Origin of the sequence: Streptomyces gardneri (genome assembly GCF_006539185.1) — a bacterium.
Lineage (GTDB): Bacteria > Actinomycetota > Actinomycetes > Streptomycetales > Streptomycetaceae > Streptomyces > Streptomyces gardneri.
Map to the genome: position 1 here is coordinate 47,702 of NZ_BJMN01000001.1, position 26,734 is coordinate 74,435.

The 26,734-nt window shown below is 72.0% G+C and carries 26 protein-coding genes; 11 read left to right on the top strand and 15 right to left on the bottom strand.

The window, feature by feature from the left end; all coding sequences use genetic code 11:
• Positions 1-53 precede the first annotated feature (53 nt).
• The 3 genes from SGA01_RS00165 to SGA01_RS00175 all read left to right on the top strand — a co-directional run bounded on the left by SGA01_RS00165 (position 54) and on the right by SGA01_RS00175 (position 2,545).
• Entirely contained in the window at positions 54-482 is a 429-nt protein-coding gene (locus tag SGA01_RS00165) for a Fur family transcriptional regulator (protein WP_141292256.1), read from the top strand.
• A gap of 168 nt (positions 483-650) precedes the next feature.
• Positions 651-2,273 carry a phospholipase D family protein gene (locus tag SGA01_RS00170; RefSeq protein WP_141292257.1) on the top strand — a complete coding sequence of 541 codons (1,623 nt, stop codon included), beginning with the start codon at positions 651-653 and terminating at the stop codon, positions 2,271-2,273.
• 86 nt (positions 2,274-2,359) lie between these two features.
• The gene (locus SGA01_RS00175; RefSeq protein WP_141292258.1) at positions 2,360-2,545 is read left to right on the top strand and encodes a CsbD family protein; all 186 of its coding nucleotides are present in this window, start codon (positions 2,360-2,362) and stop codon (positions 2,543-2,545) included.
• Between the two features lie 111 nt (positions 2,546-2,656).
• On the opposite strand, the gene SGA01_RS00180 is transcribed toward SGA01_RS00175, so the two are convergent.
• Genes SGA01_RS00180 through SGA01_RS00190 form a run of 3 tightly spaced genes read right to left on the bottom strand, consistent with a single transcriptional unit; the run spans position 2,657 to position 5,690 of the window.
• Complete coding sequence (locus SGA01_RS00180; RefSeq protein WP_141292259.1) at positions 2,657-3,193, bottom strand: NUDIX hydrolase; 537 nt, start codon at positions 3,191-3,193, stop codon at positions 2,657-2,659.
• Complete coding sequence (locus tag SGA01_RS00185; protein WP_141292260.1) at positions 3,190-3,660, bottom strand: NUDIX hydrolase; 471 nt, start codon at positions 3,658-3,660, stop codon at positions 3,190-3,192. Before SGA01_RS00185 ends, SGA01_RS00180 begins: the two co-directional genes overlap by 4 nt.
• Positions 3,657-5,690 carry an ATP-binding cassette domain-containing protein gene (locus tag SGA01_RS00190; RefSeq protein WP_141292261.1) on the bottom strand — a complete coding sequence of 678 codons (2,034 nt, stop codon included), beginning with the start codon at positions 5,688-5,690 and terminating at the stop codon, positions 3,657-3,659. Before SGA01_RS00190 ends, SGA01_RS00185 begins: the two co-directional genes overlap by 4 nt.
• A 458-nt stretch (positions 5,691-6,148) precedes the next feature.
• Here SGA01_RS00190 and SGA01_RS00195 point away from each other — a divergent pair, with 458 nt between their 5' ends.
• Together SGA01_RS00195 and SGA01_RS00200 are read left to right on the top strand one after the other, a co-directional pair.
• Positions 6,149-6,940, top strand: a complete 792-nt coding sequence (locus tag SGA01_RS00195) for a class I SAM-dependent methyltransferase (protein ID WP_141292262.1) — start codon at positions 6,149-6,151, stop codon at positions 6,938-6,940.
• Positions 6,941-7,029: 89 nt separating this feature from the next.
• The gene (locus SGA01_RS00200; protein WP_141292263.1) at positions 7,030-8,202 is read left to right on the top strand and encodes an esterase-like activity of phytase family protein; all 1,173 of its coding nucleotides are present in this window, start codon (positions 7,030-7,032) and stop codon (positions 8,200-8,202) included.
• A gap of 41 nt (positions 8,203-8,243) precedes the next feature.
• Here the strand turns inward: SGA01_RS00200 and SGA01_RS00205 are convergent, their stop codons facing one another.
• From SGA01_RS00205 to SGA01_RS00230, 6 genes are all read right to left on the bottom strand, one after another.
• The gene (locus tag SGA01_RS00205) at positions 8,244-9,029 is read right to left on the bottom strand and encodes a sulfite exporter TauE/SafE family protein (protein WP_141292264.1); all 786 of its coding nucleotides are present in this window, start codon (positions 9,027-9,029) and stop codon (positions 8,244-8,246) included.
• 116 nt (positions 9,030-9,145) lie between these two features.
• The gene (locus SGA01_RS00210; RefSeq protein ID WP_141292265.1) at positions 9,146-10,054 is read right to left on the bottom strand and encodes a M56 family metallopeptidase; all 909 of its coding nucleotides are present in this window, start codon (positions 10,052-10,054) and stop codon (positions 9,146-9,148) included.
• Positions 10,051-10,419 carry a BlaI/MecI/CopY family transcriptional regulator gene (locus SGA01_RS00215; RefSeq protein WP_141292266.1) on the bottom strand — a complete coding sequence of 123 codons (369 nt, stop codon included), beginning with the start codon at positions 10,417-10,419 and terminating at the stop codon, positions 10,051-10,053. The genes SGA01_RS00210 and SGA01_RS00215 overlap by 4 nt, the downstream gene beginning before the upstream one ends.
• A 111-nt stretch (positions 10,420-10,530) precedes the next feature.
• Positions 10,531-11,571, bottom strand: a complete 1,041-nt coding sequence (locus SGA01_RS00220) for a C40 family peptidase (protein WP_141292267.1) — start codon at positions 11,569-11,571, stop codon at positions 10,531-10,533.
• 182 nt (positions 11,572-11,753) lie between these two features.
• Positions 11,754-12,902, bottom strand: a complete 1,149-nt coding sequence (locus SGA01_RS00225) for a hypothetical protein (RefSeq protein WP_141292268.1) — start codon at positions 12,900-12,902, stop codon at positions 11,754-11,756.
• Positions 12,899-13,978 carry a hypothetical protein gene (locus tag SGA01_RS00230; RefSeq protein WP_141292269.1) on the bottom strand — a complete coding sequence of 360 codons (1,080 nt, stop codon included), beginning with the start codon at positions 13,976-13,978 and terminating at the stop codon, positions 12,899-12,901. Before SGA01_RS00230 ends, SGA01_RS00225 begins: the two co-directional genes overlap by 4 nt.
• A gap of 168 nt (positions 13,979-14,146) precedes the next feature.
• On the opposite strand from SGA01_RS00230, the gene SGA01_RS00235 reads away from it, so the two are divergent.
• Complete coding sequence (locus tag SGA01_RS00235) at positions 14,147-14,539, top strand: nuclear transport factor 2 family protein (RefSeq protein ID WP_141292270.1); 393 nt, start codon at positions 14,147-14,149, stop codon at positions 14,537-14,539.
• Positions 14,540-14,724: 185 nt separating this feature from the next.
• Here the strand turns inward: SGA01_RS00235 and argG are convergent, their stop codons facing one another.
• Complete coding sequence (argG, locus tag SGA01_RS00240) at positions 14,725-16,179, bottom strand: argininosuccinate synthase (protein ID WP_055645107.1); 1,455 nt, start codon at positions 16,177-16,179, stop codon at positions 14,725-14,727.
• A gap of 133 nt (positions 16,180-16,312) precedes the next feature.
• On the opposite strand from argG, the gene SGA01_RS00245 reads away from it, so the two are divergent.
• Positions 16,313-17,167: a maleylpyruvate isomerase family mycothiol-dependent enzyme gene (locus SGA01_RS00245; protein ID WP_141292271.1), complete on the top strand. Its 855-nt coding sequence runs from the start codon at positions 16,313-16,315 to the stop codon at positions 17,165-17,167.
• 96 nt (positions 17,168-17,263) lie between these two features.
• Positions 17,264-17,563: a DUF1876 domain-containing protein gene (locus SGA01_RS00250; protein ID WP_055645109.1), complete on the top strand. Its 300-nt coding sequence runs from the start codon at positions 17,264-17,266 to the stop codon at positions 17,561-17,563.
• Positions 17,564-17,775: 212 nt separating this feature from the next.
• Here SGA01_RS00250 and SGA01_RS00255 read toward each other — a convergent pair whose 3' ends face one another.
• Positions 17,776-18,384: a CBS domain-containing protein gene (locus SGA01_RS00255; protein WP_141292272.1), complete on the bottom strand. Its 609-nt coding sequence runs from the start codon at positions 18,382-18,384 to the stop codon at positions 17,776-17,778.
• 164 nt (positions 18,385-18,548) lie between these two features.
• Here SGA01_RS00255 and SGA01_RS00260 point away from each other — a divergent pair, with 164 nt between their 5' ends.
• Positions 18,549-19,868: a YncE family protein gene (locus SGA01_RS00260; protein ID WP_141292273.1), complete on the top strand. Its 1,320-nt coding sequence runs from the start codon at positions 18,549-18,551 to the stop codon at positions 19,866-19,868.
• 19 nt (positions 19,869-19,887) lie between these two features.
• On the opposite strand, the gene SGA01_RS00265 is transcribed toward SGA01_RS00260, so the two are convergent.
• Complete coding sequence (locus tag SGA01_RS00265) at positions 19,888-21,963, bottom strand: galactose-binding domain-containing protein (RefSeq protein ID WP_141292274.1); 2,076 nt, start codon at positions 21,961-21,963, stop codon at positions 19,888-19,890.
• A 119-nt stretch (positions 21,964-22,082) separates the two neighbouring features.
• Complete coding sequence (locus tag SGA01_RS00270) at positions 22,083-22,676, bottom strand: TetR/AcrR family transcriptional regulator (RefSeq protein WP_141292275.1); 594 nt, start codon at positions 22,674-22,676, stop codon at positions 22,083-22,085.
• Between the two features lie 192 nt (positions 22,677-22,868).
• Between SGA01_RS00270 and SGA01_RS00275 the strand changes: the two genes are divergently transcribed.
• Positions 22,869-23,435 (top strand): hypothetical protein, encoded by a 567-nt coding sequence (locus SGA01_RS00275; protein ID WP_229917667.1) that lies wholly within the window; start codon positions 22,869-22,871, stop codon positions 23,433-23,435.
• A gap of 15 nt (positions 23,436-23,450) precedes the next feature.
• On the opposite strand, the gene SGA01_RS00280 is transcribed toward SGA01_RS00275, so the two are convergent.
• Both SGA01_RS00280 and SGA01_RS00285 read right to left on the bottom strand, forming a co-directional pair.
• Positions 23,451-24,122 (bottom strand): GntR family transcriptional regulator, encoded by a 672-nt coding sequence (locus tag SGA01_RS00280; RefSeq protein WP_141292276.1) that lies wholly within the window; start codon positions 24,120-24,122, stop codon positions 23,451-23,453.
• Positions 24,123-24,198: 76 nt separating this feature from the next.
• Positions 24,199-25,383, bottom strand: coding sequence for a CaiB/BaiF CoA transferase family protein (locus SGA01_RS00285; protein ID WP_141292277.1), 1,185 nt, complete (start codon positions 25,381-25,383; stop codon positions 24,199-24,201).
• A gap of 159 nt (positions 25,384-25,542) precedes the next feature.
• On the opposite strand from SGA01_RS00285, the gene SGA01_RS00290 reads away from it, so the two are divergent.
• On the top strand, positions 25,543-26,724 hold the full coding sequence (locus SGA01_RS00290; RefSeq protein WP_141292278.1) for an acyl-CoA dehydrogenase family protein: 1,182 nt from the start codon (positions 25,543-25,545) through the stop codon (positions 26,722-26,724).
• Positions 26,725-26,734 lie beyond the last annotated feature (10 nt).

Genomic DNA, 26,734 nt, shown 5'->3' on the forward strand with positions numbered 1-26,734 from the left:
ATATCTACCGGTAAACTCCCGCCACCCCACCGAGCGTGAACAGGTGAACCGACATGAGCGACCTGCTGGAGCGACTGCGAGCGCGCGGCTGGCGGATCACGCCCCAGCGGCGTGTCGTCGCCGAGGTCCTCGAAGGCGACCACGTACACCTCACGGCCGACGAGGTGCAGGCCCGCGCCGCACAGCGGCTGCCCGAGATCTCCCGGGCGGCCGTCTACACCATCCTGAGCGGACTGGTCCTGCTCGGTGAGGTGGCGGAGGTCTCGGCCCTGGGCCGCGCGAAACGCTACGACCCCAACGCGCACCCTCCGCACGATCACCTGGTGTGCTCCGGCTGCGGCACCATCCGCGACGTCCACCCGACCGGCGACCCACTGGCCGCCCTCCCGGAGGGGGAACGCTTCGGCTTCACCGTGTCCGGGGTCGAGATCACCTACCGCGGGCTGTGCCCCCAGTGCGCGCCCGGCCTGCCGCACGGGTGATCCGCTCCGGTCCGCCACCGCGGGCACACCGTCCGGCAGCGTGAGCCGCGGGCCGCCCGGAGTGGGACGCTGAGAGGTGAGGGTGCCGACGAGACTCGGGAGAGCCGAACGGTACGCGGCATCCCCCGCCTGCCACAGCCGGTGGCGGGAGCACCTTGGAGAGCCGACGTGACGCGCGCAGAGTGGCTGCTGGTCCCCGGTGAACGCGGCAACACGGCGACGCGCCTGGACAGGCGCCGCCCGGACGGGGAGGTCTGGTCCGACGGGAACCAGGCACACGCCCTGGTCCACGGCGCCACGTACTTCGGGGAACTCCTGGCGGCCATCCGCGAGATGCGCGCGGGTGACCTGCTTCTGTTCACCGACTGGCGCGGCGATCCCGAGGAGCGGCTCGCCGGGCCGGGCACCGAGGTCGGCAAGGTCCTGTGCCGGGCGGCCGGGCGTCATGTCGTCGTCAAGGGGCTGCTCTGGCGGTCCCACCTGGACAGTCTCCGGTTCAGCCAGGAGGAGAACCGCCGCTTCGGCAAGGAGATCGAGGAGGCGGGCGGCGAGTGCCTGCTCGACATGCGGGTGCGGCCCGGCGGCTCGCACCACCAGAAACTGGTGGTGCTGCGCCACCCCGGCCGCCCCGAGCTGGACGTGGCGTACGTCGGAGGAATCGATCTCTGCCGCAACCGCAACGACGACGCCACCCACCGCGGCGACCGCCAGTCCCTGCCCATGGCCGCCGCCTACGGCCCGCACCCGCCGTGGCACGACGTCCAGCTCGCCCTGCGCGGCCCGGTCGTCGGGGACGTCGAAGCCGTGTTCCGCGAACGATGGCAGGACCCCGCTCCGCTCACCCGCAGCCCGATCACCCGGCTGCGCGCCCTGAGGCATCGGGAGGACACCGACGCGGACACCCTGCCGCCGCAGGTCACCGATCCCGTTCCGTGCGGCACGCACACCGTGCAGCTCATGCGCACCTATCCGAACCGGCTGCTGCTCGGGTACCCCTTCGCCCCCGACGGGGAGCGGAGCATCGCACGGGGGTACCTCAAGGCGCTGCGCCGGGCCCGGTCGCTGATCTACGTCGAGGACCAGTACCTCTGGTCGCCGAGGGTCGTGGCCTGCTTCGCCCGGGCGCTGTCCGCGAACCCCGGACTGCTGATGATCGGAGTCATCCCCACGGTCCCGGAGCAGGACGGCCGGATCACCGGACCCATGAACCTGGTCGGGCGGGTCACCGCCCTGGACGAGCTGCGGCGCGCGGGCGGGGACCGGGTCGCGGTGTACGGCCTGGAGAACCATGCGGGGACCCCCGTGTACGTGCACGCCAAGGTGTGCGTGATCGACGACGTGTGGGCCTCCGTGGGCTCCGACAACATCAACCTCCGCTCCTGGACCCACGACTCCGAGCTCAGCTGCGCCGTGATCGACGAGAGCCGGGACCCGCGGCAGCCGCGCGACCCCGGGGGACTGGGAGACGGTGCACGCGTCTTCGCCCGGGACCTGCGCCTGGAGCTCATGCGCGAGCACCTCGACGTGCAGGGGCCCGAGGAGCAGCAGCCCGGGGCCCCGGACGCACTGTGTGACCCGGCGACCGCCTTCGGTGCCTTCGCGGAGGCTGCCGCCGTGCTCGACGCATGGCACGAAGGCGGCCGCCGTGGCCCACGGCCGCCGGGCCGGCTGCGCGGGTACACGGCCCCCGGCCTCTCCGGGACGGAGAAGGTGCTGGCGACCCCCCTGCACCACGTACTGGTCGATCCGGACGGCCGTCCGATGGGGATGCGGCGCCGCAACACGTTCTGAACGAGTCGTTCCGTCGAGGGGCGCGATTCCCGGTGCGTGACTAGCGTGACTCACGGAACGAACTCACAGGAAAGGAGCAGTCCGTCATGGCCGGCAAAGGCATGGAGAAGGCGAAGGGCAAGCTGAAGGAAGTCGCCGGAAAGGTGACGGGCAACAAGCGCCTGGAGACGGAAGGCAAGACGGACCAGCTGAAGGCCAAGGCCCGGGAAGCGGGCGAGGCGGTCCGTGACCGCGTCAAGGGCATCCGCGACTCCCTGGACCGCGACAAGTAGACCCCGGCGAGCGCTCCAGGCGTCGGAGCCGGCAGCCCCCGCCCACCTCTGAGGAGGCGGGGGCGCTGTCCGTGGGTGGAGGACTCCGGCTGCGAACGGCTTCGTCCGCTCCTACTGACATGTGCGGCCGGGTGCCGGGAGGAGACGGAGCCTGTCGGCCGCCGGGTCGTACGCGATCGGGTCGCCGGGCTCCTGGAAGTGAAGGGCGATGCGGGCCCCGGACCGATAGGCGTCCAGTCCGGCCCGGCAGTACGCGACCATCGGCTCCGGCAGGGCGACGAAGGGGAACCACTCCATGGCGTCGCACTTGTCCGGCTCCCGGATCTGCGGGGTGCCGTCCCAGCGGCGGACCTCGAAGAAGAACCCGGCCCGCGCCCGCCCGCCGGGCGCGCGGTGGTGCACGGTGAGAGTCGCGCCGACGTCGAGCGGGTCCACGACCAGGCCCGTCTCCTCGCGTGTCTCCCGCACGAGGGCGGTGACGACGTCCTCGTGAGACCCGTCCACGTGCCCCGACGGCGCGTGCCACATCCCGGCCGCGTACACGGATCCGGCACGCCGGGACAGCAGCACCTCGGCCCCCTTCGCCCCGTCACGGACCGCGATCAGGTGCACGTCCAAGGGGACGGTGTGCCGTCCGTCGCCGCTCACCGGGCACCTCCCGTACGCGGCCAGCCCATCTCCGTGTAGGGGCGGCCGGCCAGGACGCCCTCGATCGCGGCGCGCGTGTAGGGGACGATCGGCTCCGGCAGATCCCTGGCTCTCCACCACTGCCACGCGACGCACTTGTCCGGCTCCCGTACCTCCGGCACGCCCTCCCAGTGGCGGGCTCGGAAGAAGAGACCGATACGGGGCCGGGCTCCGGGCCGGTCGACGAGGTGCACGGTGTGGACGAGTTCGAGGTCGGCCGGGTCGATCACCAGCCCGGCCTCCTCGTGCGCCTCCCGGACCAGGCCGGCGGTCGCGGACTCCGCCTCGAGGTGCCCGGCCAGGGTGTGCCAGGATCCGCCCGCGTACGCCGAGTCGGGATGACGGCGGCCCAGCAGGACGTGGCCGTCGCGCTCCAGGTACAGGTGGACGCCGACGATGTTCGGCACGGTCCCCGACGGCGCCTTCATGACAGCACCTCTCCCTCGTCGAGGAGGGTGCCGGGCTTGCCCGACGTGCCCATCCCCGCGGCGGGTGCGCCCGGCTGTGCCGGCACCGAGGGCGCCGCGAACTGCCGGGCCTGCAGCTCGTACGCCTCCCGGAACGCCCCCGTGCTCGTGGCCGGGTCCATGAGCTGGGCGAACGTGCCGTGCTCGACGACCCGGCCCTCGTCCAGGACGTAGATCAGATCGGCGTGGCGCACGCTGTGGAGGCGGTGCGTGATCAGGACGGTGGTCTGACCGGTGCCCGCGAGACGGTGGATCTGATCGAAGACGCGCTGCTCGGCAGCCGGATCGAGGGCACTCGTCGGCTCGTCGACGATCAGCACCTGACCGTCACGAGCCTTGCTCCGGGCCAGGCCGAACGCCTGCCACTGTCCGCCGGAGAGCTCCTGCCCGCCCCGGTAGCCGCGAGCCAACAGGGTGCTCAGACCGCGGGGGAGACCCCTGACGACCTCATCGGCTCCCGCGTAGGCGGCCGCCGCCTCGATGGCCGTGTCGTCCATCGGGACGCTGCTGCGGCCGATGCTGATGTTCACCCGGGCGGTGAAGGGCCATCGTTGGAAGTCCTGCGCGACCATCGCCACGCGGGAGAAGATCCGGGCCCTGCATGCGTCGGCAGCGCTGACGTCCCCCCACAGGACCCGCCCGGAGGCAGGCAGGTGCAGGCCGCACAACAGCTTCGAGACCGTCGACTTGCCCGATCCGTTCCTCCCTACCAGCGCCACCGTCCTGCCGCGGGGGATGACCAGGTCCACCTCCCGCAGGGAGGGTTCGTCCGCACCGTGGTAGGAGAAGGAGACCTTCTCGAATCGGATCGCGTCGAAGTCCTCGGGGACCTCCACACCCGTCTCCGGGATCGCACGCCGCTCCGCCTCGGTGCACAGCCGCTCCAGATCGGCCACGAACAGGGACTCCTCCTGGATGTCGGTGACCCGCAGCACCAGGTCGGTGATGCTCGCCGACCCGGCCCGGATCGCGAGGACGGCGGTGCCGCCGACCGCGAGCGCCATCTGCCCGTTCCACAGCAGCAGACCGAGCACGCCGTACGCGGCCACCGTGGCCGCACCACGGGCCCCGTCGGCGAACAGCCCCGTACGAGCGGCCACCCAGGCGAGCCGCGTCTGCTCCCGCTCGCTGGTCTCCGCCATGCCCCGGAAGTGCTCCAGGAGGAACGGACCCACGTCATGGACCCGGACCTCACCCGCCGCCTGCTGGTCGATCAGCAGACGGCTGATCAGCTGCGCGGCGCGCGCGTGCTGGACGAACCGGTGCCAGCTCGCATAGCGCGCCCGGGCCATCGTCAACGCCCCCCACGCGCTGGGCAGCGCCATCGCGACCAGCAGCGGCAGAAGTGCCCAGTGCAGCACCGTGAGGACGCTCGCGGCGGCGATCAGCGAGATCGCCGAGGCCACCACGGCCGTGCAGTAGCCCACCATCCGCCGGGCCCCGTCGGCGCCCCACTGCGCCGAGTCCATCAGCTTGTGGAACGCGTCGTCCTCGATGGCGTCCATCTCCACCCGGGCGACCAGGCTCAGATACCGCTCGGTGGCGACCCGCTGGACCTTCGGCTCCAGGACCCCCGTCGACGCGGTCGACGCCGACTTCAGCAGCGAGGAGACGACCGCCAACACCGATACCAGCACCAGCGCCGGCACGGAGCCCCGCAGGCGGTCGACCAGGGTCCCGGCAGCCAGCAGCTCGGCCAGCAGCGCGTTCACCGCGACCAGGGTGAACGCCTGCGCCAGTCCCCGGCCGAACTCGCTGACCGCCACCGTGTACAAGGCCCTCCGGTCGGCCTGCCGTGCCAGACGGACGGCGACGGCGACCTGCCGGGGAAAGCTCACGGCCATGCTCCACATGCCCAGCTTCACCCAGGTCCCGCGGTGCTGGTTCCACCCCTGGTCGTAGTCGAGTCGACCGCCGAACAGGAGCTCCTCGGAGGCCGAATGGGTCTCCGCCCCCGCTGTGGACGATGCGTCGTCCGTGGTGCTCGTCATGCCCCCCACCTCGTATCCGAAGGTGCCGCGAGCAGGGCGCCGACGCGGCGAAGGGCGCCGCGGGCGCCGGCCGTGAGCCGGGTGATTCCGGGCCGCACGAAGGCGGGGAGGGGAGTCGTCACAACGGGAAGGGGGTACACGGCGGCCTCCGAGAGGAAGTGGTCTGGGGTGTCAGGGCGTTCAACGACCTGCCCGCCGTTTCGAACGCATGTGTTTCGGACGCGGCGCGAACCCCGTGGGCAGGCGAATGTGCGTTCGTGCGGGGTACATCGACCCTTGCGGTCCGTGGCCCGAGGCAGGCGAGGCTGCTGGCCGAAACGCCGACACGGCCGACGAGGCATCACCATGATCGGCCGGACAGGTCATAGCGCGTTCGCCCCGTCGCGCGCGTCTCACCAAAAGTGCGACAAGTCTGCAAATATCCATTCTCCAGAGCTTCCGGTGCTAGGAGATGTCTGATGGGTGTTGTCTCTACGAGTGCTTACGGCGCGTGGTTCTACGCCGGCCAACAGGACGGCTCGCGGCGCTCCGCCGAGCGCGTGCTGCCGTTGGTGTTCGATCTCGTCCGGCCGACGAGCGTCGTGGACGTCGGGTGCGGCACCGGTTCCTGGCTCGCCACCGCCCAACACCTGGGAGTGGACGAGATCCTGGGCGTCGACGGACCCTGGGTCTCCGCCGACGCACTGCACATCCCCCCGCAGTGCTTCCTGCAGCAGGACCTCAGCACCCCGCTGCGCCTGGACCGGCGGTTCGACCTGGCGATGTGCATGGAGGCCGCCGAGCACTTCGACGAGTCCCGTGCCGACTCGCTGGTGGCGGACCTGTGCGCCATGGCGGATGTCGTCCTGTTCTCCGCCGCGATCCCCGGACAGACGGGAACGGACCACCGCAACGAGCAGTGGCCGCCGTACTGGCGCGAGCGTTTCGGGCAGTGGGGCTACGAGCTCGTGGACTGCCTGCGCACCCGCTTGTGGGACGACCAGGCGATCGAACCCTGGTACGCGCAGAACGCCTTCCTCTACGTCAGCGGCGAGCGGCTCGCCGCCGACGAGCGGCTCCGGGCGGCGGCCACCGAGAACGGCCGGATGCCCCTGTGCGCCGTCCACCCCGGCGTACTCGCGCTGTTCTCCGCCCCGTACGCCCCCGCGGTGCCCGAACCCGCCGACCGCCGGGGCGCACCGCGCAGGTTCATCGGCCAGAGCGAGCCGCGGTGCCGGTGCGACGCCCCGGCCCCGACGGCGCGAGCCTGAGCCGACACTCGGACATGCGTCCGACAGGCCCGCAGGAGTACCCGGTTGGGTGACTGTGTCACCGGGCGGTCACCGGCAAGATCATCTGCATGAGAGCCTCCCTGACGCGCCGCGCGTGCGCCGTAGCCCTGCTCGTGACGTCCACGCTCGCCCCCGCGGTGGCCGTGGCCGCCCAACCCGGCGGAAACGAAAGGCAGTCGGAGCGTGCGGCGGTACAGGCCCGCCTGCTCGGCGAGAAGATCGTTCCGCACAAGCTCGACTTCCAGGGCACCACGGTCGGCGGCTTCTCCGGCGTCGACCGCAACCGGTGCACCGGTGAGTACGTGTTCCTCAGCGACGACCGCTCGCAGTTGCAGCCCGCCCGCTTCTACACCGCCAGGCTCGACGTGGACGCGGCCGGAGTGCACGCGGTCGACTTCACCGGCACCCACTCCCTCCTCCAGCCCGACGGCTCGTCCTACCCGTCGCCGTCCCTCGGCGACGGCAAGGCCGTCGACCCGGAGGAGATCCGGGTCGACCCGCGGACCTGCGACTACTGGTGGGCGCAGGAGGGCGACCGGCCCAAGGCGGTCGGCGCGGGACCGGTGATCCAGCCGTCCATCCAGTTCGCCGGCCCCACCGGCGACTACCTCGGCCGGCTGCCGCTGCCGTCGAACTACGAGATCACCATGGAGGAGCGCGGCCCGCGCCGGAACCAGGCGATCGAGGCGATCACCTTCGGCTCCAACGGCCGGGTGGTGACCAGCGCGGTCGAGGGTCCGCTCCTTCAGGACGGCCCGGTACCCGACCTGGAGAACGGCGCGCTCGTCCGGGTCACACGGCAGACCCGCGACGGCCGGGTGCTCGGCCAGTTCGCGTACCCCATCGAGAAGATCTTCGCCCCGTCGGACCCGACCAGCCCCTGGGGCCCGGACACCGGAGTCCCGTCCCTCCTCGCCTTCCCCGACAACCCCCACCGCTACCTCGTCCTGGAACGCACCTGGGTCGCCGGCTCGGGATACAAGATCCGTCTCTACGACGCCACCACGCGTGGCGCGACCGATGTGCAGGCGAGGGAGTCACTGGCCGGACAGCCCGTCGTGGCGATGCGCAAGAAGCTCGTCGCGGACTTCGACACCCTGGGCCTGTCCACCGTGGACAACACCGAGGGCATGACGTGGGGCCCGGAACTTCCCTCCGGTGAAAGGTCGCTGATCCTGGTCAGCGACGACAACTTCGTCTCGGACGCGGTCACCCAGATCATCGCCCTCGCCATCCGCTGACCACGACGGGAGCACATCCGATCCGCCTCGGGCCGTCCTGGTCAGAGCAGCCCTTCCACCGCGTAGAGGGTGCCGAGACCGACGGCCAGGGAGCCGAGGAGCACGCGCAGGAACGTGTCGGGCATGCGCGGTTGCAGGCGTGCTCCGAGGTACCCCCCGATGAGTCCGCCCAGGCCGCAGGCCAGGCCGAGTGGCCAGTCGGGGGCGATGTTGCCGCTGTGCGTCACGGACAGCAGAGCGTAGGTGCAGGCGCCGACCACCGACGTGGCGAAGGTCGACGCGAGGGCGGCCGGCGCGACGGTGGAGACGGGGACACCACGACCGACGAGGACCGGGCCGAGGATCGATCCGCCGCCGATGCCGTAGACGCCTCCCACGACCCCGACCGCCAGCGCCATGGAGACGACCGTCCGAGGCGCGGGTCCGGGCCGGGGAGCCGATGAGTGCGCGGGGCGCAGGGTTCTGACGATGAGCCAGGCGCCCAGCGGCAGCATCAGCGCGGCGATCAGGAGGCGGAAGACTCGCGGGCCGGGGAGGGCGAACACACGGATGATCGCGCCGAGGACGACACCGGGCAGTGAGCCCCACACCAGGAGACGCACGAGCGGTCCGGTCAGAGCGCCGTCCCTCCGATAGCGCAGCAGGGCGCCGGGCCCCGCCACCACGTTGTAGAGCAGGTTCGTGGGCGTGACGGCCGGACTGGGCACGGCGAAGACGCTGAGCTGGACCGGGAGCAGGAACACGGCCCCGGAGACTCCGACCGGCGCCGTCACCACGGCTGTCAGCAGCCCGACCACGAGGCCGGCGACGCCGAGCTCCCACTCCACTTGGTCCCCCCCCCTGGGCACTGCCGTCGGCGTGAGGCCGCTCGACTCGGTGCCAGCCTAGACGTCGCGGTCCCGGCAGTGGCGTCGGGAGTGGGGTCGCCCCGGTCGCGTGCGGATCAGAGGCCGGGAGGGCAGGCCACCAGCAGCGGCAGGAGCGGGACGGCGACGGCCGCGGAGGCCATGGATCCACGGAGCGCGGGATGCGGGGCCCGGTGCGGGCCCAGGATGCGCTTCATACGGAGCAGCGCCGTCGACCCGCCCACCGTGAGGGCGCCTTCGGGCGCGCGGCCGGCGGCCATCTCGTACATCGCGGTGGCGAGGACCTCGCGGGGATGGCGTCGCAGGGCGCCGTCGTCCGCGATCATCTCCAGCAGGACGGCCGTCTGCTCCCGCCCGAGGCGTGCCAGCGGCAGCCGCGGGAAGACGGTGGCGAATCCGTCCGCGGCGGCAAGCAGCAGGTGGTGGCGGCCGGCGACGTGGGCCCGCTCGTGAGCGAGGACGGCGTCCAACTGCTCCTCCGTGAGCAGCCGGACGGCGGCGTCGCTGACGACGATGCGCGAGCGGAAGCCCGGCAGGCAGTACGCCCCCGGGGTGGCGTGGGGGAGCACCGTGACGTGGAGCCGGTCGCACCGCACGCCCACCTTGTCGAGCCGGTCGCGGTGCCGTGCGCGGACGAGACCCGTGCGGGCGAGATGGAAGAGGAACGCGCCGACGACGGCCGTGACGACGGCGAGGGGCATGGCGACGGCCAACCGGTCCGCCGTGGTGGGGTCGGGACCGGCAGCCTCGGTGCCCAGACCGCAGGCGTGGAGCAGCCCCAGGAGCCCCGCGTGCAGATGCTCGGTCGGCGCCGCGAGCTGCGTGGCCGCGAGTGCCACCGTGAGCGTGAACGACACCATCAGGGCGAGCCACACGGCCGCGCCCAACGCGGGTGCGCGGTACGGCCAGGCGCTGTGTGTCATCAGGCGCGGCGCGGCGACGCCCACGACAGCCGCGTACGCCAGCAGGGCGGGGGCCGCGTTCATTCCTTCGCCCGCCGTCCGACATCGCGCAGGGCCTTGCGGAGGGCCTCGATCTCGTCCTCGTCGAGGTTCTCCACGAACTGGGCAAGGGCGGCCGGGCGGTCCTCGCTGGCACCCAGGCCGTCCTCCATGAGCGCCGCCGCGTACGCCTCGCGGGAGGCGGTGGCCCGGTAGTGCCAGACCCGCCCGTCGCGGGTGCGCGTGAGGTGGCCCTTGTGGAAGAGGATGCTCGTGACGGTGGTCACGGTCGTGTAGGCGGCGTCCCGGTGCTCGTTGATGTCGTCGACGACCTCGCGCACGGTCGCGGGGCGATCCCATCTCCAGAAGCGGTCCATGATCTCCGCCTCGAGCTCCCCCAGCCGACGCATGGGCCGTGTCCTCTCCGCCGTTCCCGCACTCGGCTTCATAATAGTCGGGCAGGTCACGGCGGTTTCCGAGCTCACCGCACCGGGCGTCCGCCGCCCGTGCGCGTGCGGGCGTCAGCCGATGCGTACGCCCCACATGAAGGGCATGCCGCTGCGGGCGATCGACTCGTAACGCACCTGCGCGCCCGGCTTGGGTGAGTGGAGGATCTGCCCGTTGCCCGCGTAGAAGCCGACATGGCTCAGGTCGGTGCGCATGATGATCAGGTCGCCGGGCCTGAGCGCGCTCAGGGAGTTGATGCGCGTCCCGACGCCGGCCTGCGCCTGCGACGTACGGGGGATGGACACGTCGGCCTGGCGGAACGCCCACGACGTGAGTCCGGAGCAGTCGAAGGACATCGGCCCGCTCGCGCCCCAGACGTACGGCATGCCGACCCGGCTCTTGGCCGCGGCGAAGGCGGCCGCGGCGCGCTGCGAGGCACTCGCCTCGTTCCCGAGGTCGACCCGCGCGCTCGCCCGGTTCGCTCGCGCCTCTCCTTCCGCGATCCGTGCGCGCTCCTTCGCCGACAGGGTGTTGAGGAGGCGCTGCGCCTCCCGCAGCTTGCCCTGGATCTCGCCCTTGCGCCGGCCCAACTCCCGCTGGACGGAGTCGAGGTCGCCCAGCTTCTCCGCTGCCTCGCCGCGCTGCTGCCGGAGCGCGCGCTGCTGGGACAGGAACTGCTGCAGGGTGGCGGTCTGCCGGTCACCGGCCCGGTCGAGGGCCGAGGCCTTCGCCAGGTAGGTGTCGGGGTCCTCGGAGAGGAAGAGCTGGAGCGCCGGGTCCAGTCCGCCCGAGCGGTACTGGCCGGCCGCCACCGTGCCGATCCGGTCGCGGAGTTCGTTGAGTTCGCCCTGCTTGCGGGCGGCGGAGTCCTGGAGGCTCGCCACCTGCTTCTTGAGCGCGTCGGCCTTCTCCTTGATCCCGTTGTACTTCTCGGTCGCCTGGGTCGCCTGCTCGTAGAGCCGGTCGACCTGCGCCTGCACGCCCTTCTTGGTGGGGTCGGGGAGGGGATCGGCGGAGGCCGACTGGGTGGAGAGGGCGACAGCCGCCGCGGCCGTCGCGGTGAGGACCGCGGTGGAGCGCGGGTTGGTCTGCTTCGGGCGGCGGTGGGAAGCCACGGGGGAGCTCCTTCTTGCTCGACCGCCGACAGGGCTGTGCGCACAGCGGACACGGCGGCGCCTCCGCCGCCGCCCCGGGTGGGCGATCGGCTGTGCGAAGGCTCCGCGAATACTAATCTTCTAAGATGCTTAGTCTCAATGAGGGGGGTCGAGCGCGGCCGGTGCGAACGGCCCGGCGCGGTTCAGTCGGTGGCGGAGAGCGTGCAGCCGTGGGTCTTCGCCGAGCGTTCGGCGAAGGCCGACAGGGCGGTGCGGAGGCCCTGGTGGTCGAGAGCGAGGCCGGAGGTGCGGCCGAGTCCGCCGCCCACGGGCGCGACGACGTACGCGGCCCGGTCCGCCGCGCCGCGGCAGTCGGCCCACAGCACGTAGCGGCCGTCCGGGGCGTCGCCCGCCCGCCGGTCGGCCAGCTCTTCGAGGCGGTTCCGCGCGTTCCATTCCAGCGCGGGGCCGTACGACGCGGTGAACGTGTACAGCGGCGCGCCCCGCAGGCCGCCCAGCGTGCAGCCCTCGACCGGCTTCGGTCCCGGCGCGGTCTCCACGGCCGTCCGAACGCCCCAGCGGGCGGCGGTCCGCGGGTCCACGATGCCGGCGCAGCTGCCCGCCACCGAGGTGAAGGGCTTGTAGTCCCAGGCGTTCACGGAGGTGTCGACCTTCCGCACCGGTTCGCCCTCCGTGACCGTGCACCCCTCCTGCCGGGCGTAGGCGGTCGCCGTGCGGATCAGTACGGCGGTGAGCTCCGTACGGGCCTCCGGGCGACCGAAGTCGGCGCGGTCGATCCTGGCGCGCGCCTCGGCGACCCTTCCGCCGCCCTGTGCGCCGCCGCAGTCGAGCAGCACACCGACGGTCGCCTCGCCCCGGCGCTCCCGGTCCGGATCGAACGCGAAGCCGCCGGTCCAGCCGTGGCCCAGAGGTGCGTCGGTCGCTGCCGCCTCCAGGGCGGCGAAGTGGTCCCGCGCGTCACTCACCGTCACGCGCAGGTCGACCCGGCCGTCCTCCTCGTACTCCTCGTCGGCTTCGCTCACCCGGCACTGCCAGAAGTCCCTGCCCGTCCTCGTCTCCGCCGTCACGTCGGCCCCGCCCACCAACTCCCGTACGGAATCGGCCGCCAGCGTCCCCTCGCACGCCGAGTCCAGGGCGCGGTCGTGGAGCCAGGACTGCAGACCGCCGGACAGCCAGAACAGGCCGCCCGCCAGCACGGTCGCGCCGGCCGTCAGGCCCGCCACGAGCCGGATCCGCCGGCGGCGTCGGAGCCGGTCGAACTCGTGGTCGGCTGTCTCCGCGGGCTCGGTGGCGCCCGTGGTCTCCGCGCTCTTCATGCGCTCCCCGCTCATCCCCACACCTTCCCGAGCACCTTCGTGTCACCGCAGTCGCCCGACGCGTCGAGATAGCGTGCGAGGAGCGAATCGGCGCGGGCGGCGAGCAGTTCGCGATCCGTCCCCTCCAGGCCGAGACGGTGCAGGGTCCGTCCGCCGGCGCAGCGGCCCTCGGCCCAGACGGCGAGTTCGTACGCCTTCTTCGTCGTCCCGGCGGCCGGCTGTCCGCCGCGCCCGGCCAGGGCGAGCTCACGCCCGTACTCGGTGCGCACCTCCGGCAGCGCCTCGCCCCACCAACTCGCGGAGCTGACCACCGCGCCGCCCGCCGCTCCCGGCTTCGTGACGGTCGTGGAACAGGCCCTGGCCCAGGCGTGGGTGGCCCCGTGGGCCGACTGCTCGGCGCCCTTCAGGGCGGAACCGAGCAGCGCCGGGCGGAACCAGGCGCACTCCGCGGGAGGCGAGTCCGGCGAGTCGTCCTGCGGGGCCGGAGTCACCGGTCGTACGTCGGTGTCCCGCACGGGATCACCGCCGCAGCGACCGTCGGCGCGTACGTCCTCGGCGACGGCCGCGACGAGCGTGCCGAGCCATTCGCTCGCCGGGCTGTCCGTCGCGGCGTGCACGCGGAAGGATGTGACCGGGCGGGCGTACCCCGGCAGGCCGTTCGGGCAGGGGACCGTGACGAGCTGGTCCGCCCGCTCGTGCTCCCTGGCCCAGTCGGGCTCGTCCTCGTACGCGGTGCGGCCGATGACGTGCTCCACCCGGACGCCCTTCAGCGGCGCGGCCAGTACCGGCTCCGCCGTCACGGTGAACCACGGGTCACCCTCGCCGTCCCCGCCGACGGTGCACGACACAAGGCCGCGCGGCCCAGGACCGGTCCGCAGGGTCCACCAGGCGTCGTCGGCCAGCAGCTTCGCCGCGTCCGTCTGAGGCAGCGCCCCGCCGCAGGCCCGGGCCAGCGCGTCCTCGTTGTGCCGGTCGCGCTGCTCGGCACGTACGAGCACGAAGCCCGCCGTCAGTGCCACGAGCAGCAGGGTGAGCGTCGCCTGCGAAAGCCACCGGTGCCGTCGGAACCGGGCCCATGCCGAATCGCTCATCCCCGCCCCAGTTCCTGCCCTCGCGTGCGGGCATTGCGCCCGCGAATCCGTCACCGCACGCTATCTCACCGGTCCCACCCGCCCTTTGCTGGACAGCCGTATCGACCCGGCATAGTCTCCGGTGCACCTATTCAATTCATTGAGTAAGCGACTATGTGAGGAGAGGTCATGCACCCGTTCCGCAAGGCGGTGGAGGACCGTGATCCGGACGCCCTGGAAGCGCTGCTCGCCGAGGACGTCGTCTTCACCAGCCCCGTCGCCTTCGCGCCGTACCCCGGCCGTGCGATGACCGCCGCGATCCTCCGCGGCGTGATGCGCGTCTTCGAGGACTTCACGTACGTACGGGAGATCGCGAACCCCGACGGCCGCGACCACGCCCTCGTCTTCACCGCGACGGTCGCCGGGAAGCAGATCCAGGGCTGTGACTTCCTGCACTTCGACGAGGACGGGAAGATCGACGACCTGACCGTCATGGTCCGCCCCCTGTCGGCGGCCCGGGCGCTCTCCGAGGCCATGGGCGCCCAGTTCGACCGGATCGCCCGCGAGGCGGCCGGCGGCTGAGGCGTTCACCGGCGCGCCCTGCCGCGCGGGCGCCTGGGGCCGTCGCCGCCTCCGGGGCTGCCGTCCTCGACTCGCCGCGGAAGGTGCGCCGGTAGGCGAGCGGGGTGACGCCGATGGCGAAAGGGCCGGCCCGGCGCACAGTGCGCCGGGCCGGCCCTTTCGTCGGTGTGAGGTGGGGCGGACGGTCAGTCCGTGCCCATCTCCATCGCCGCGCGGTCCAGCATCTCGTCGTCGCCGGAGACCTCGCCGCGGGAGGCGATCGCCTCGGCGCCGCCCTCCGGCAGCTCCGTCAGGGTGCCGATCAGACCGGTCGCGGCCGCCTGGGCGGCGCCGATGGCGGGGCTGCCCGTGCCGATCAGGCCGAGAGTGGCGTACTGCTCCAGCTTGGCGCGGGAGTCGGCGATGTCGAGGTTCCGCATGGTGAGCTGGCCGATCCGGTCCACCGGGCCGAACGCCGAGTCCTCGGTCCGCTCCATGGAGAGCTTGTCCGGGTGGTAGCTGAAGGCCGGGCCCGTGGTGTCGAGGATCGAGTAGTCCTCGCCGCGCCGCAGCCGCAGGGTCACCTCGCCGGTGACGGCCGCGCCGACCCAGCGCTGGAGCGACTCGCGGACCATCAGGGCCTGCGGGTCCAGCCACCGGCCCTCGTACATGAGACGGCCGAGACGCCGGCCCTCGTTGTGGTACTGGGCGAGGGTGTCCTCGTTGTGGATCGCGTTGACGAGCCGCTCGTAGGCCGCGTGCAGCAGGGCCATGCCGGGCGCCTCGTAGATACCGCGGCTCTTGGCCTCGATGATCCGGTTCTCGATCTGGTCGGACATGCCCATGCCGTGGCGGCCGCCGATGGCGTTGGCCTCCATCACCAGGTCGACGGCGGAGTGGAACTCCTTGCCGTTGATGGTCACGGGGCGGCCCTGGTCGAAGCCGATCGTGACGTCCTCGGTGGCGATCTCGACCGAGGGGTCCCAGAACCGGACGCCCATGATGGGCTCCACCGTCTCCACGCCGGTGTTCAGGTGCTCCAGGGTCTTCGCCTCGTGCGTGGCGCCCCAGATGTTGGCGTCGGTGGAGTACGCCTTCTCCGCGCTGTCCCGGTAGGGGAGGTCGTGGGCGAGGAGCCACTCCGACATCTCCTTGCGGCCGCCGAGCTCGGTCACGAAGTCCGCGTCGAGCCACGGCTTGTAGATCCGCAGGTGCGGGTTGGCCAGCAGGCCGTACCGGTAGAACCGCTCGATGTCGTTGCCCTTGAACGTCGAGCCGTCGCCCCAGATCTGGACGTCGTCCTCGAGCATCGCCCGGACCAGCAGCGTGCCGGTGACGGCGCGGCCGAGCGGCGTGGTGTTGAAGTAGGCACGCCCGCCCGAGCGGATGTGGAACGCGCCGCAGGTGAGCGCGGCCAGGCCTTCCTCGACCAGCGCGGCGCGGCAGTCGACCAGACGGGCGATCTCGGCGCCGTACGTCTTCGCGCGGCCGGGCACCGAGGCGATGTCGGGCTCGTCGTACTGGCCGATGTCGGCGGTGTACGTGCACGGGACGGCGCCCTTGTCGCGCATCCACGCGACCGCGACCGAGGTGTCGAGGCCGCCCGAGAAGGCGATGCCGACGCGCTCGCCGGCGGGGAGGGAGGTGAGGACCTTAGACATAGGAAGAGTATGCATCATCCTGCATGGTCATGCAACGTCGGTCCGTGGGGAGGTCGGTGCCGGGTGGGCTTACCCCTGGTACGGTCCCTCACCGACCGATGCTCCGTCCAGGAGCGACGGCGTCCGGGGAGGGGTGGAGAAGGTGCAGCTCACGAGCGGGGTTCTTCCCGAGGATCTGGCCGAGGCGATACGGGGGACCGCCCGGGACATCGCCGAGATACTCGCTGGCAGTGGTGATGGCGGCGGTAGCGGTCGTGGTGGCGCCGCCGGGCATCGGGGCGGCCTGCCCGTTCCCCGGTCCGTCTGGACCGTCGGCGAGGCCGCGGCGCACCTGGCCCAGGCCAACGCCCTCATGGCCGACCTCGCCGCCGGCCGGGAACGCCCCTACGGCGACGGCACCCCCGGCAGCCTGGCCGAGGCCAACGAGCGCGCCCTCGCCGCATTCGCGGAGCGCGACCCCGCGACCCTCGCCGACATGATCACGGCGCAGGCCGAGGCCTTCCTCGCCGCCGTCGAGCGCCGCGACCTGGCCGAGGTGCTCACCACCCCGCTCGGCACCATGAGCCCGGCCGTCCTCGGCTCGTACCTGCTGACCCACATGCTCGGCCACGGCTACGACCTGGCCCTCGCCCTGGGCCGCCCCCACATGCTCGACGCCCGCAGGGTCGCCCTCACCCTCCCGTTCATGATCACCGCGATGCCGCGGGTCGCCGACCCGGCCGCCGTCGCCGGTCTGACCGCCCGCTTCGCGGTACGGCTCCGGGGCGGCCCGGGCTTCGGTGTCACCGTGACGGACGGCGAGGTCCAGGTCGCGCACGAGCCGCCGGCCCGTCCCGACTGCACGATCCTGACGGAGCCGGTCGCCTTCCTGCTCCTCGCGCTCGGCCGGCTCGACCCGTGGCCCGTGATCGCCCGGGGCAAGGCGCTCGGCTGGGGGCGCAAGCCCTGGCTCGCGCCCCGCTTCCCCACCCTCTTCCGCGCGCCCTGAGGCCCGTGCCGGTGGATCCTTGTAGTAACCGGGCGAACGGCCGCCGGGAGCCACCGAGCGGACGGATCCCGGTAGCGACGTGCGAGGAGGCAGACCATGACACGTACCCAGGAGTGGACGGTCGGCCTGGAACTGGTCGAGGACAGCGGCAGGACCGAGGCCGAGGCGCGGCTGAGCACCGGCACCTCGACCATCACGGGCCACGGAACCGCTCGCTGCAACCCGTCGGACGTGGACGTCCCGGCGATCGGCGACGAGCTCGCCGCGAGCCGGGCGATGAAGGACCTGGCCGGCAAGCTGATGCGGGAGGCCAACCGGGAGATGGAGGCGGTGGGAGCGGGGACCGTACCCAAGCACACCGGACCCGGATACGGCTGGCCGGAGGCGGTCTCCTGACCCTCGGGGTCTTGTGACCCTCGGGGTCTCCCGACCCTCGGGGTCTTCTGACCCTCGGATCGTCCTGAGCCTCGGGACCTCCTGAGCCTCGGAGTCGTCCGGGCTTCGCGATCTCCTGAGCCTTGGGGGCTTCCGGGGGAGCCGCCACCCGCCCCCAGGGGCCCGGCCCGGCGTCATCGCCCGGCCGGACCCCTCCCGCACCGATGCTCCGCCTACGCGGTGCCGTCCGCGTCGCTGTCCCCGTGCGCGAGCCGGTCCACGACCTCCACCACCCCGTCCACCGTCTCGCACAGCCGGACCAGGACCGGCCTGACGCCCGGGTCGGGCAGGTCGCCGCTGAGCGTCACCACACCCTCGTCGACGTCGATGTGCACGGCGGCGGGGGAGAGGCGCAGGATGCGGACGACGACGTCCTCCCGGATCTCCTCCTGGATCGACCGGTCCCGCCGCAGGAACAGCTGGAGGAGGTCGCTCCGGCTCAGCACGCCGATGAGCCGGCCGTCCGAGTCCACCACCGGCAGTCGCTTCACTCGGTGCCGCTCCATCAGCCGGGCCGCCTCGACCGCCGTCCACGAAGGGCGGGCCGTCACGACCGGGCTCGACATCATGGCCTCGGCGGTGCTCGGGCCGTCCTTCGTGGTGTGCCGTCGCAGGAGGTCCGCCTCGGAGACGACGCCCACGGGCCGGTTCTCGTCGTCGACGACGGGGACAGCTGTGATGCCGTACTCGTCGAGGAGCCGCGCGATCTCCTTGAATGACGTCCCCCGCTGCACCGCGACCGCGGCCGGCGTCATCAGGTCCGCGACACTGCGGTTCCTCATCGTCCGTTCCGTCCCTTCTGCGTTCCGGACTCCATGGTCCCGCACCGGAGGTAGTCCCGGTGTGAGGGGGTGGCGAACGTGGGTGCGACGAGGGCTTGCCGGATATGACATGTACATGGTTACTTCGGGTAAGTCGCGGTTCCGAGACGGAAGAAGGACCTCTCATGTCATCCCCTCGCACCCTCCACCGCCGCCGTTTCGGCGGCGCTCTCGCGCTGGCCCTCGCGATGCTCGCGACGACCGGTGCCACCGGAACGGCCGCCCCGGGAAGGGCCGCTCCGGAGGCGGCCGCCCCGGGAGCGGCCGCTGCCGGACCGGTCGCGGACGGCGTCCGCTCCGGGCTGCGGGAGGTGATGTTCGTCGGCAACAACTGGGACGGCACGGCCGACGTCATCGAGTCCCGGGGCGACTTCCGCCGCATCGCGCGCCTGAACGTCGTCCCCGACAAGGAGGAGCGGCTGCGGGAGATCTATCTGAACCCCGTCAAGCTCGCCTTCTTCCTCGGCGTCCGCAGCGGGCCGGGCGAGGGGCACGACCAGTTCGTCGACGACATGTACGCGACCCCCGACGGTTCGGCCATGGTCGTCTCCCGCCCCAGCTTCGCGGACGTCGTCTCCCTCGACCTGCGCACCGGCCGTATCAACTGGCGCTTCCCGGTGGCCGGTTACCGCGCCGACCACATGGCCGTCTCGCCCGACGGCACGCGGGTCGCGGTCTCCGCCTCCACGGCGAACACGGTGCACGTCCTCGACATCGCCACCGGCCGTCAACTCGGCTCGTTCAAGACCGGCGACAAGCCGCACGAGAACGTCTTCACCTCCGACGGCCGCCTGTGGAACATGTCCATCGGCGAGGTGACCACCGCCCTCGACGCGCCCTGGCTCGACTGGACCAAGGGAGACCGTCGCATCACCGTCGTCGACGCCCGCACCTTCGAGACCGTCCGGGTGATCGACATGCGCGACCGCCTCGACGCCTTCGGTCGCGACGACCTCTCCGACGCCGTACGGCCGCTCGTCTTCACCCCGGACGAGAAGACCCTGTACTTCCAGGTCTCGTTCCTCAGCGGCTTCCTGGAGTACGACCTCGCCACCGACCGGATCACCCGGGCCAAGTACCTCCCCGGCAGTCCGTCCACCGATCCCGACCGTACGAAGTGGGTCAACGACTCGCGTCACCACGGCCTTTCGATCAGCCTCGACGGCGCCAAGCTGTGCGTCGCCGGAACGATGGACGACTACGCCACCGTCGTCGACCGGGCGACCCTCCGGCAGGGCCCGCTCGTCGAGGTGTCCAAGCCCTACTGGGCGACCGTGAGCGGCGACGGACGGTCCTGCGTCGTCTCGGAGAGCGGCGCCGACCGGGTGACCGCGATCGACTTCGAGACCGGCCGGCGGGTGGCCACCGTCGAGGTCGGCGACCACCCCCAGCGCGTCCGGCTCGCCCGGGTGCCCGCCGACTGGACGGGCACCACAGGGAGTTGATCCGGAACGGCGGCAGGCGTCAGGTGCGGTGCACCGCGACCTCGTGGAGCGAGTAGCCCCACTGGGTCGCGCGCCGCACCCCCTGGATCCGTACGTACCGCGCGGGCTGCGAGTCGAACTCGGCCGTGTCGTAGCCGCCGTCGCCGGCGGTCGTGGACCACGCCGTCCGCCAGTCCGTGCCGTTCTCCGACAGCTCGATGCGGTACTCCTGTGCGTAGGCCCGCTCCCAGTCCAGGGTCACCTTGCCGACCCGGTGCACGGCCCCGAGGTCCATCCGGAGCCACTGGTCGTCCGACCAGTCACTGGCCCAGCGGGTGCCCGCGTCACCGTCGACGGCGCGACCCGGCGCGTAGCTGGTGAACGGGTGCCACTCCGAGGAGCTCGCCGAAGTCGCCGCGCCGGTGGCGAGGTTGATCCCCGGCTCGTGCTTCTCGGTCGACTTCCACGTGGTCAGGTACGACTCCGCCCCGTCGGCCAGCTCGTCCACGACCCCCTGGCCGCCGCTGAGCCGGATCTGCTCGATCCAGTCCGGGACCAGGCCGTTGTGCGCGGCGCCGTCGGTGTTGAGGTCCCAGGTGCGCTCGCCCGTGACCTGGCGGTCGATCATCGCGCCGCCGTCGGCGCTGCGGAAGGGGTACTTGACGGCGTTCGGGGCGTCCGGGCCGACCGGGCCCGGCCAGCCGCCGACGCCGTTCATGTCCGTGCCGTAGCCGAGGCCGACCCCGTACTTCTCGCGGAGGTCCGCCTTCTGGCCCGCCTCGCCGATGAAGCCCTCGGCGCCGTGCATGTACTGGGCGACGAAGCCGCCGAGGCGGTAGAGGCGCTCGGTCCAGTCGAGGTCCATCCAGCTGTGGGTGGACAGGACGCCGGGGTACTCCTCGGCCTCCAGGATGTCGAGCGCCCGCCCGGCGGCCTTGACGCTCATGTGGTCGAGCTCCAGCATCATGCCCCGGTCGATCATGCCCCGCAGGGCGTGCTCGCCCAGCCTGGTGAGGCCCCGGGTGTTGCACTTGGCGTCCGAGGCGTACGAGGGCACGCTGACCCCGGCCGGCAGCTTCGACGCCATCACGGGCGCGGCGGCCAGGCCGATCGGGTTGTCGTGCTGCGGGCCGGTGCACCGCTCGGTCGCCCAGAAGGTGCCGGTGGAGAGGAACTGGCCGATGTTGACGGCCGTGCCGATGGCCCCCTGGTCGAACCGCACCCCGCACAGCGCGTTGTCGAACTTGTGGCACAGGAACATGCTGCGCACGCCGAGCCCGTACAGCTCGTCGAGGCCGCGGTCGATGTCGGCCTTGTCGCACTGGGCGACGTCGAGGATCTGCTTGCAGCCGAACGGCTCGGAGGTCTCGACGCCGAGGACGACCGCGAGCTTGCCCTGCTCGATCACCGAGCGGGCCTGGGCGGAGTCGGTGACGATCCGGAACCAGCCCTTTCCGGGGCCGCCGTACATGCCGTCGACGTAGTCCTGGAGCTCGTACGTCTTCTTGGCCTGGAGGCGGATCGACTCCATCTCGTCACAGCCGCGGTCCCGGGGCAGGATCGAGCAGATCAGGCCGTTCGTCACCAGGTCGTTGACGAGTACGCGCTGACCGCCGCGCCAGGCCCGCTCGACCCAGGCGTAGTAGTTCTGCTGGTGCGTCAGGGAGTTGTTGGCGGGCCAGTCCTTGAACGAGGGCCAGCCGACCGGGTCGTGGGTGCCGTCGGCGCCGCCGGTGATGTTCTCGAACAGCGCGCCCCGGCCGTCCGGGTAGTGCTCGGGGCAGTCCTTGAGCGCGTCGGCGATGCCGGCCGTGGAGAACGTCTTGCCGCAGATGAGCCGGCCGCCGAACCCTTCGTTGGACATCAGGTGGTTGTGCGCGTCGACGAATCCGCGCACCTTCCCCTGGGTGTCGGTCCCGGTGAACGGCGCACCGGTGACGTTGATCCCGGAGTCCGGTGCGGGCCGGGACGCCGGCTCCCACCATGCTCCGGTCGCGGCTCCGGCGGCGGCCGCCGGAACCGGCCCGGAGCCGAAGAGAAGGGCCGCGAGGGCCAGGAACAGCGCGAGGAGGGCGGATCGGCCGCCGCTCCTTCGCGGTGAGGGTCGAGTCGTCATCGGGCGAGGCCTTCGGTCGATGGGGGTGTGCCGGGCGCCCCGAGAATCCCGGTGTCGAGCCAGTGAGTCAAGAGTCCGGGACAAACGACCTGTTGGCGAAGTGACCGACGGGTAGGCTGCTATCCACCGATCAGTACGGCGAGCTGATCGGCCGTCATATCGAGGTGCGCGTCAGCGACTTGCTCGTCCCTCAGGACCAGGTACTGGAGCGTGAGCCCGTCGATCGCCGCGGCCAGGTACCGCGCGAGCACCTCCACCGGCACCCGCGGCTCCACACCGAGGACGGAGCGCACCTGGTCGATCAGGACGGCCGCCGACGCCACGTACTGCGCGTACTGGGCGCGCGCCAGATGCTCGAACCCCGGCTCACGCAGGGCGTACTGGGTGAGGTCGTACGTCAGCATGTGCTCACCGGGGTGTGCAGTGACGTGGTCCCAGTACGTCTGCAGCCCGGCCCGCACGGTCTCGCGCAGCGTGGCCCTCGGCTCGACCGCCGACTTCACGCGGGCGACGTAGTTCCCGGTGATCGTCTCGATCGCGGCTTCGAGCAGCGCCTGCTTCGAGTCGAAGCAGTAGTGGAAGACGCTCAGTGAGACGCCCGCCTCCGCGCAGATCGACCGTGTGGTCGTCCGCGCGACACCGTCCCTGGTCATCGCCCTGATCGCCGCCTCGACGAGCTGCGTGCGTCGTTCGGCCGACGGCATCCGCGCCATGGTTCCTCCTCGCGTCCGGCGACAGGGTAAGGCGAGAGGAGCGCCGCGCGTAACGGCGTTCCACAAGGCCGGTCACCCGCCGTGCACCTCGTCGACCTGCGTTCCGCGTGGCGTGGGGGGAAGCTGAAGGCAGGGGAACGCTCGGAAGGAGCCGCCGCCATGGGAGGAAGTTCGCGTCGCCCTCATGGACTCGTGCGCCTCGCGACCGTCGCTGTCGCGGTGGTCGCGGGCTCGGCCATGTTGTCCCTGGAGGCACCGGCCGCGCCCAGCCCGTCGCCGGACGACGTGCGCACCCTCAGGCAGGGTCAGACGCTGACGGTCGCGATCTCACCCAACGACCTCTTCGACATCCCGGCGAGCTCGGCCGACGTGACCCTCACCGCCGTGAAGCAGGCGGACCGGCTCCCGCAGGGCGAGTCCTTGGACCCTGAGGTCGCCGAGCGGGGTATGACGTTCGTCTGCCTGGAGTTCAAGGTCAAGAACGTGAGTACCGAGGAGTTCGACACCTCGCACCTGACCAAGGCGCGCTGGAGCGGCAAGGACGGGGAGACGAAGAACGTCGGCCAGGTCATCGGCGCGCACTGCGCCGGGCTCGGCCTCGTCAAGGAGAACCTGCTGACCGAACCGGATCCCCGGCCCGGTGAGTACGTGCGAGGCACCAGCGTGTTCGAGGTGCCCGACGGTCAGGCGGGCGCCCTGGAGTTCGCCGACGTCGCGGACCACCCCCTGTTCAAGGTCGAGACGACGGCCTCCCCCTGAGGAGGCGACCGGGTCTCAGCCCCGGTCCAGGTCCAGGATCTCGCGGAGCGCCGCCACCGCGTGGGCGCGGTGTTCGTCGAGCCAGTGGACGGCGGCGTGTTCGTCGCCGTGGAGCAGTGCCGAGAGCACGGCGCGGTGCTCGTGGACGGCCCGCTCGCGGTGCGCGGTCTCCGTGTAGTAGAGCGAGCGGTACGCGTCGGTGGAGTCCCACAGGGTCGCGATGAGACGGACGAGGCGCGGCATCCCGGACGCCTCGATCAGGGTGAAGTGGAAGCGCCTGTTCGCCGCCGCCATCGCCGGCACGTCACCGTCCTCGGCCGCCCGCTCCACCTCGCGCTGGACGGCTTCGAGCGCGTCGACCGTCCCGTCCGGCATGCGCCGCACGGCCATGCGCACGGCCTCCGTCTCAAGCAGCTCGCGGATCCGGTAGATCTCCTCCAGGTCGGCGAGCGAGAGCTCCGCGACGAAGTACCCGCGGTGTATGTGGTGCACGACCAGGCCCTCGGCCTCCAGGGCCTTGAGCGCCTCGCGGAGCGGGACGCGGCTCACGTCGAACCGCGCCGCCAGCGCGTCCTGCCGGATCTGGTCGCCCGGCTTGAGCTCACCGCTGGTGATGGCGCGCCGCAGTTCCTCCAGGACGAACTGCTGGGCGGTCTGCGGCCGCCGCTTCTGCACCGCGCTGCTCATCGCCTGTGACCTTCCGTTTCCCGATGTCGCCCACCGGCCGCTTCCGGAAGCACGGTGACCACCATCTTCCTATGGATCAGGGCTTCCGCGCGGGGCGTCCCAGCGCCGCGAGCAGCACGTCGGTGTGCTCGCCCAGGCGCGGGGGAGCCCCGCGGTACGAGGGCGGGGTGGCGCCGAGCCGGATCGGGTTGGCGACCTGACCCGGACCGGCCGCGGCCTCGGGGACCCGTGGCGCGAGCCCCAGCCGGTCGGCGAGATCGAAGGCGGCGGCCACGTCGTTGATGGGGCCACAGGGCACCCCGGCGGCCGAGAGCTCCTCGAACCAGCCGTCGGCCGTACGCGTGCCGAGCGGCCCGGACAGCTCCTCGACCAGCTCCTCGCGGTGGGCGACCCGGGCCGTGTTCGTCGCGAAGCGCGGGTCGTCGGCCAGCTCTCGCCGGCCGAGCCGCTCGCACAGCGTGCGGAACTGGCGGTCGGTGCCGACCGCGAGGACCAGCGGCCGGTCCCGGGCCTCGAAGACCTCGTACGGCGCGATGCTCGGGTGGCTGTTGCCCATCGCGCGCGGTACGACCCCCGCCCCGAGGTGGGCGGCGGCCTGGTTGGTGAGCGCCGAGAGGAGCGAGGTGAGCAGGGAGACCTCGACGCGCTGGCCCTCGCCGGTGTGCTCGCGGTGCCTGAGGGCGGCGAGCACACCGAGGCCCGCATGGAGGCCCGTGATGACGTCGACAAGGGCCACCCCCGCCTTCGTACCGGGACCGTCCGGTTCGCCCGTCACGCTCATGAGGCCGCCCATGGCCTGGACGAGCAGGTCGTAGCCGGGCAGCCGGGCGCCTTCGGCGGTGCCGAAGCCGTTCACCGAGCAGTAGACGAGCCCGGGGTTGCTCGCGCGCACGTCCTCGTATCCGAGCCCCAGCTTCTCCATGGTGCCGGGGCGGAAGTTCTCCACCAGGACGTCCGCGCGGTCGACGATGGCGCGCGCCGTCGCCAGGTCCTCGGGGTCCGTCAGGTCGAGCGAGACGGAGCGCTTGTTCCGGTTCACCCCGAGGAAGTACGTGGCCTCTCCGCCGGCGAACGGCGGCCCCCACGCGCGGGTGTCGTCGCCCGAACCCGGCCGCTCGATCTTGATGACGTCCGCGCCCAGGTCGGCGAGGAGCATCGTCATGTACGGCCCCGCGAGCACCCGGCCGAAGTCGGCCACGACGATCCCGTCCAGCGCGCCCTTCGGGGACGCGTCCGGTGTGCCCTCTTGGTCTGCGCGCATTCCGCTTCTCCCTCGCCGGCGACGCCGGCCCTCGGACCCCTCGGATGACCGAGACGCTACGGCTCGGCGATCGGATTTTCCATACTGGATCCAATATCCGATCTGGCGCTACGCTTCGGCTCGCCGAGTTGCACAGTCGCCCGTCACAGGAGGCCGTCCGTGAAGTCGCCGTCCACCCCCGTCCACCCCTTCGACCTGCTCGCCATCGACGGCCTGCTCACCGAGGAGGAGCGCGACATCCGCCGGACCGTCCGCGCCGCCGCCGACCGCGAGCTGCGCCCGCACGTCGCCGGCTGGTTCGAGAAGGGCGAGATCCCGGCCCGCGAGCTCGCCCGCACCCTCGGCGGCCTCGGCGTCCTGGGCATGCACCTGGAGGGGTACGGCTGCGCCGGCACCGGCTCCGTCGCCTACGGCCTCGCCTGCCTGGAGCTGGAGGCCGTGGACTCCGGACTGCGTTCGCTCGTCTCCGTACAGGGCTCCCTCGCCATGTACGCGATCTGGAAGTACGGCTCCGAGGAGCAGAAGCAGCGCTGGCTGCCGAAGATGGCGGCGGGCGAGTACATCGGCTGCTTCGGCCTCACCGAGCCCGACGCGGGCTCCGACCCGGGGGCGATGCGGACCAACGCCAAGCGCGACGGCTCGGACTGGGTGCTCAACGGCACCAAGATGTGGATCACCAACGGCTCCGTGGCCGACGTCGCCGTCGTCTGGGCGCGGACCGAGGACGGTGTCCGCGGCTTCCTCGTCCCGGCGGGCACCCCGGGCTTCAGCGCCCCGGAGATCACGATGAAGCTCTCGCTGCGCGCGAGCGTCACGAGCGAACTGGTCCTGGAGGACGTGCGCCTCCCGGCCGACGCGATGCTCCCCGAGGCCCGCGGCCTCTCCGGCCCGCTCGGCTGTCTCAACGAGGCCCGCTTCGGCATCGTCTTCGGAGCCCTCGGCGCCGCCCGCGACTGCCTGGAGACCGCGATCTCCTACGCCCGCGACCGGACCGTCTTCGCCCGCTCGCTCGCCTCCTACCAGCTGACCCAGCAGAAGCTCGCCGACATGGCCGTCGAGCTCGGCAAGGGCATGCTGCTCGCCCTCCACCTCGGCCGCCTCAAGGACGCGGGCCGGATCACGGCCGAACAGATCAGCGTGGGCAAGCTCAACAACGTCCGGGAGGCCATCGCGATCGCCCGCGAGTGCCGCACGATCCTCGGCGCCAACGGCATCACGCTGGAGTACCCGGTGCTGCGCCACGCCAACAACCTGGAGTCGGTGCTCACTTACGAGGGCACCAGCGAGGTCCACTCCCTGGTCATCGGCAAGGCGCTCACCGGCGAGCAGGCCTTCCGCTGAGTCCCGGTCC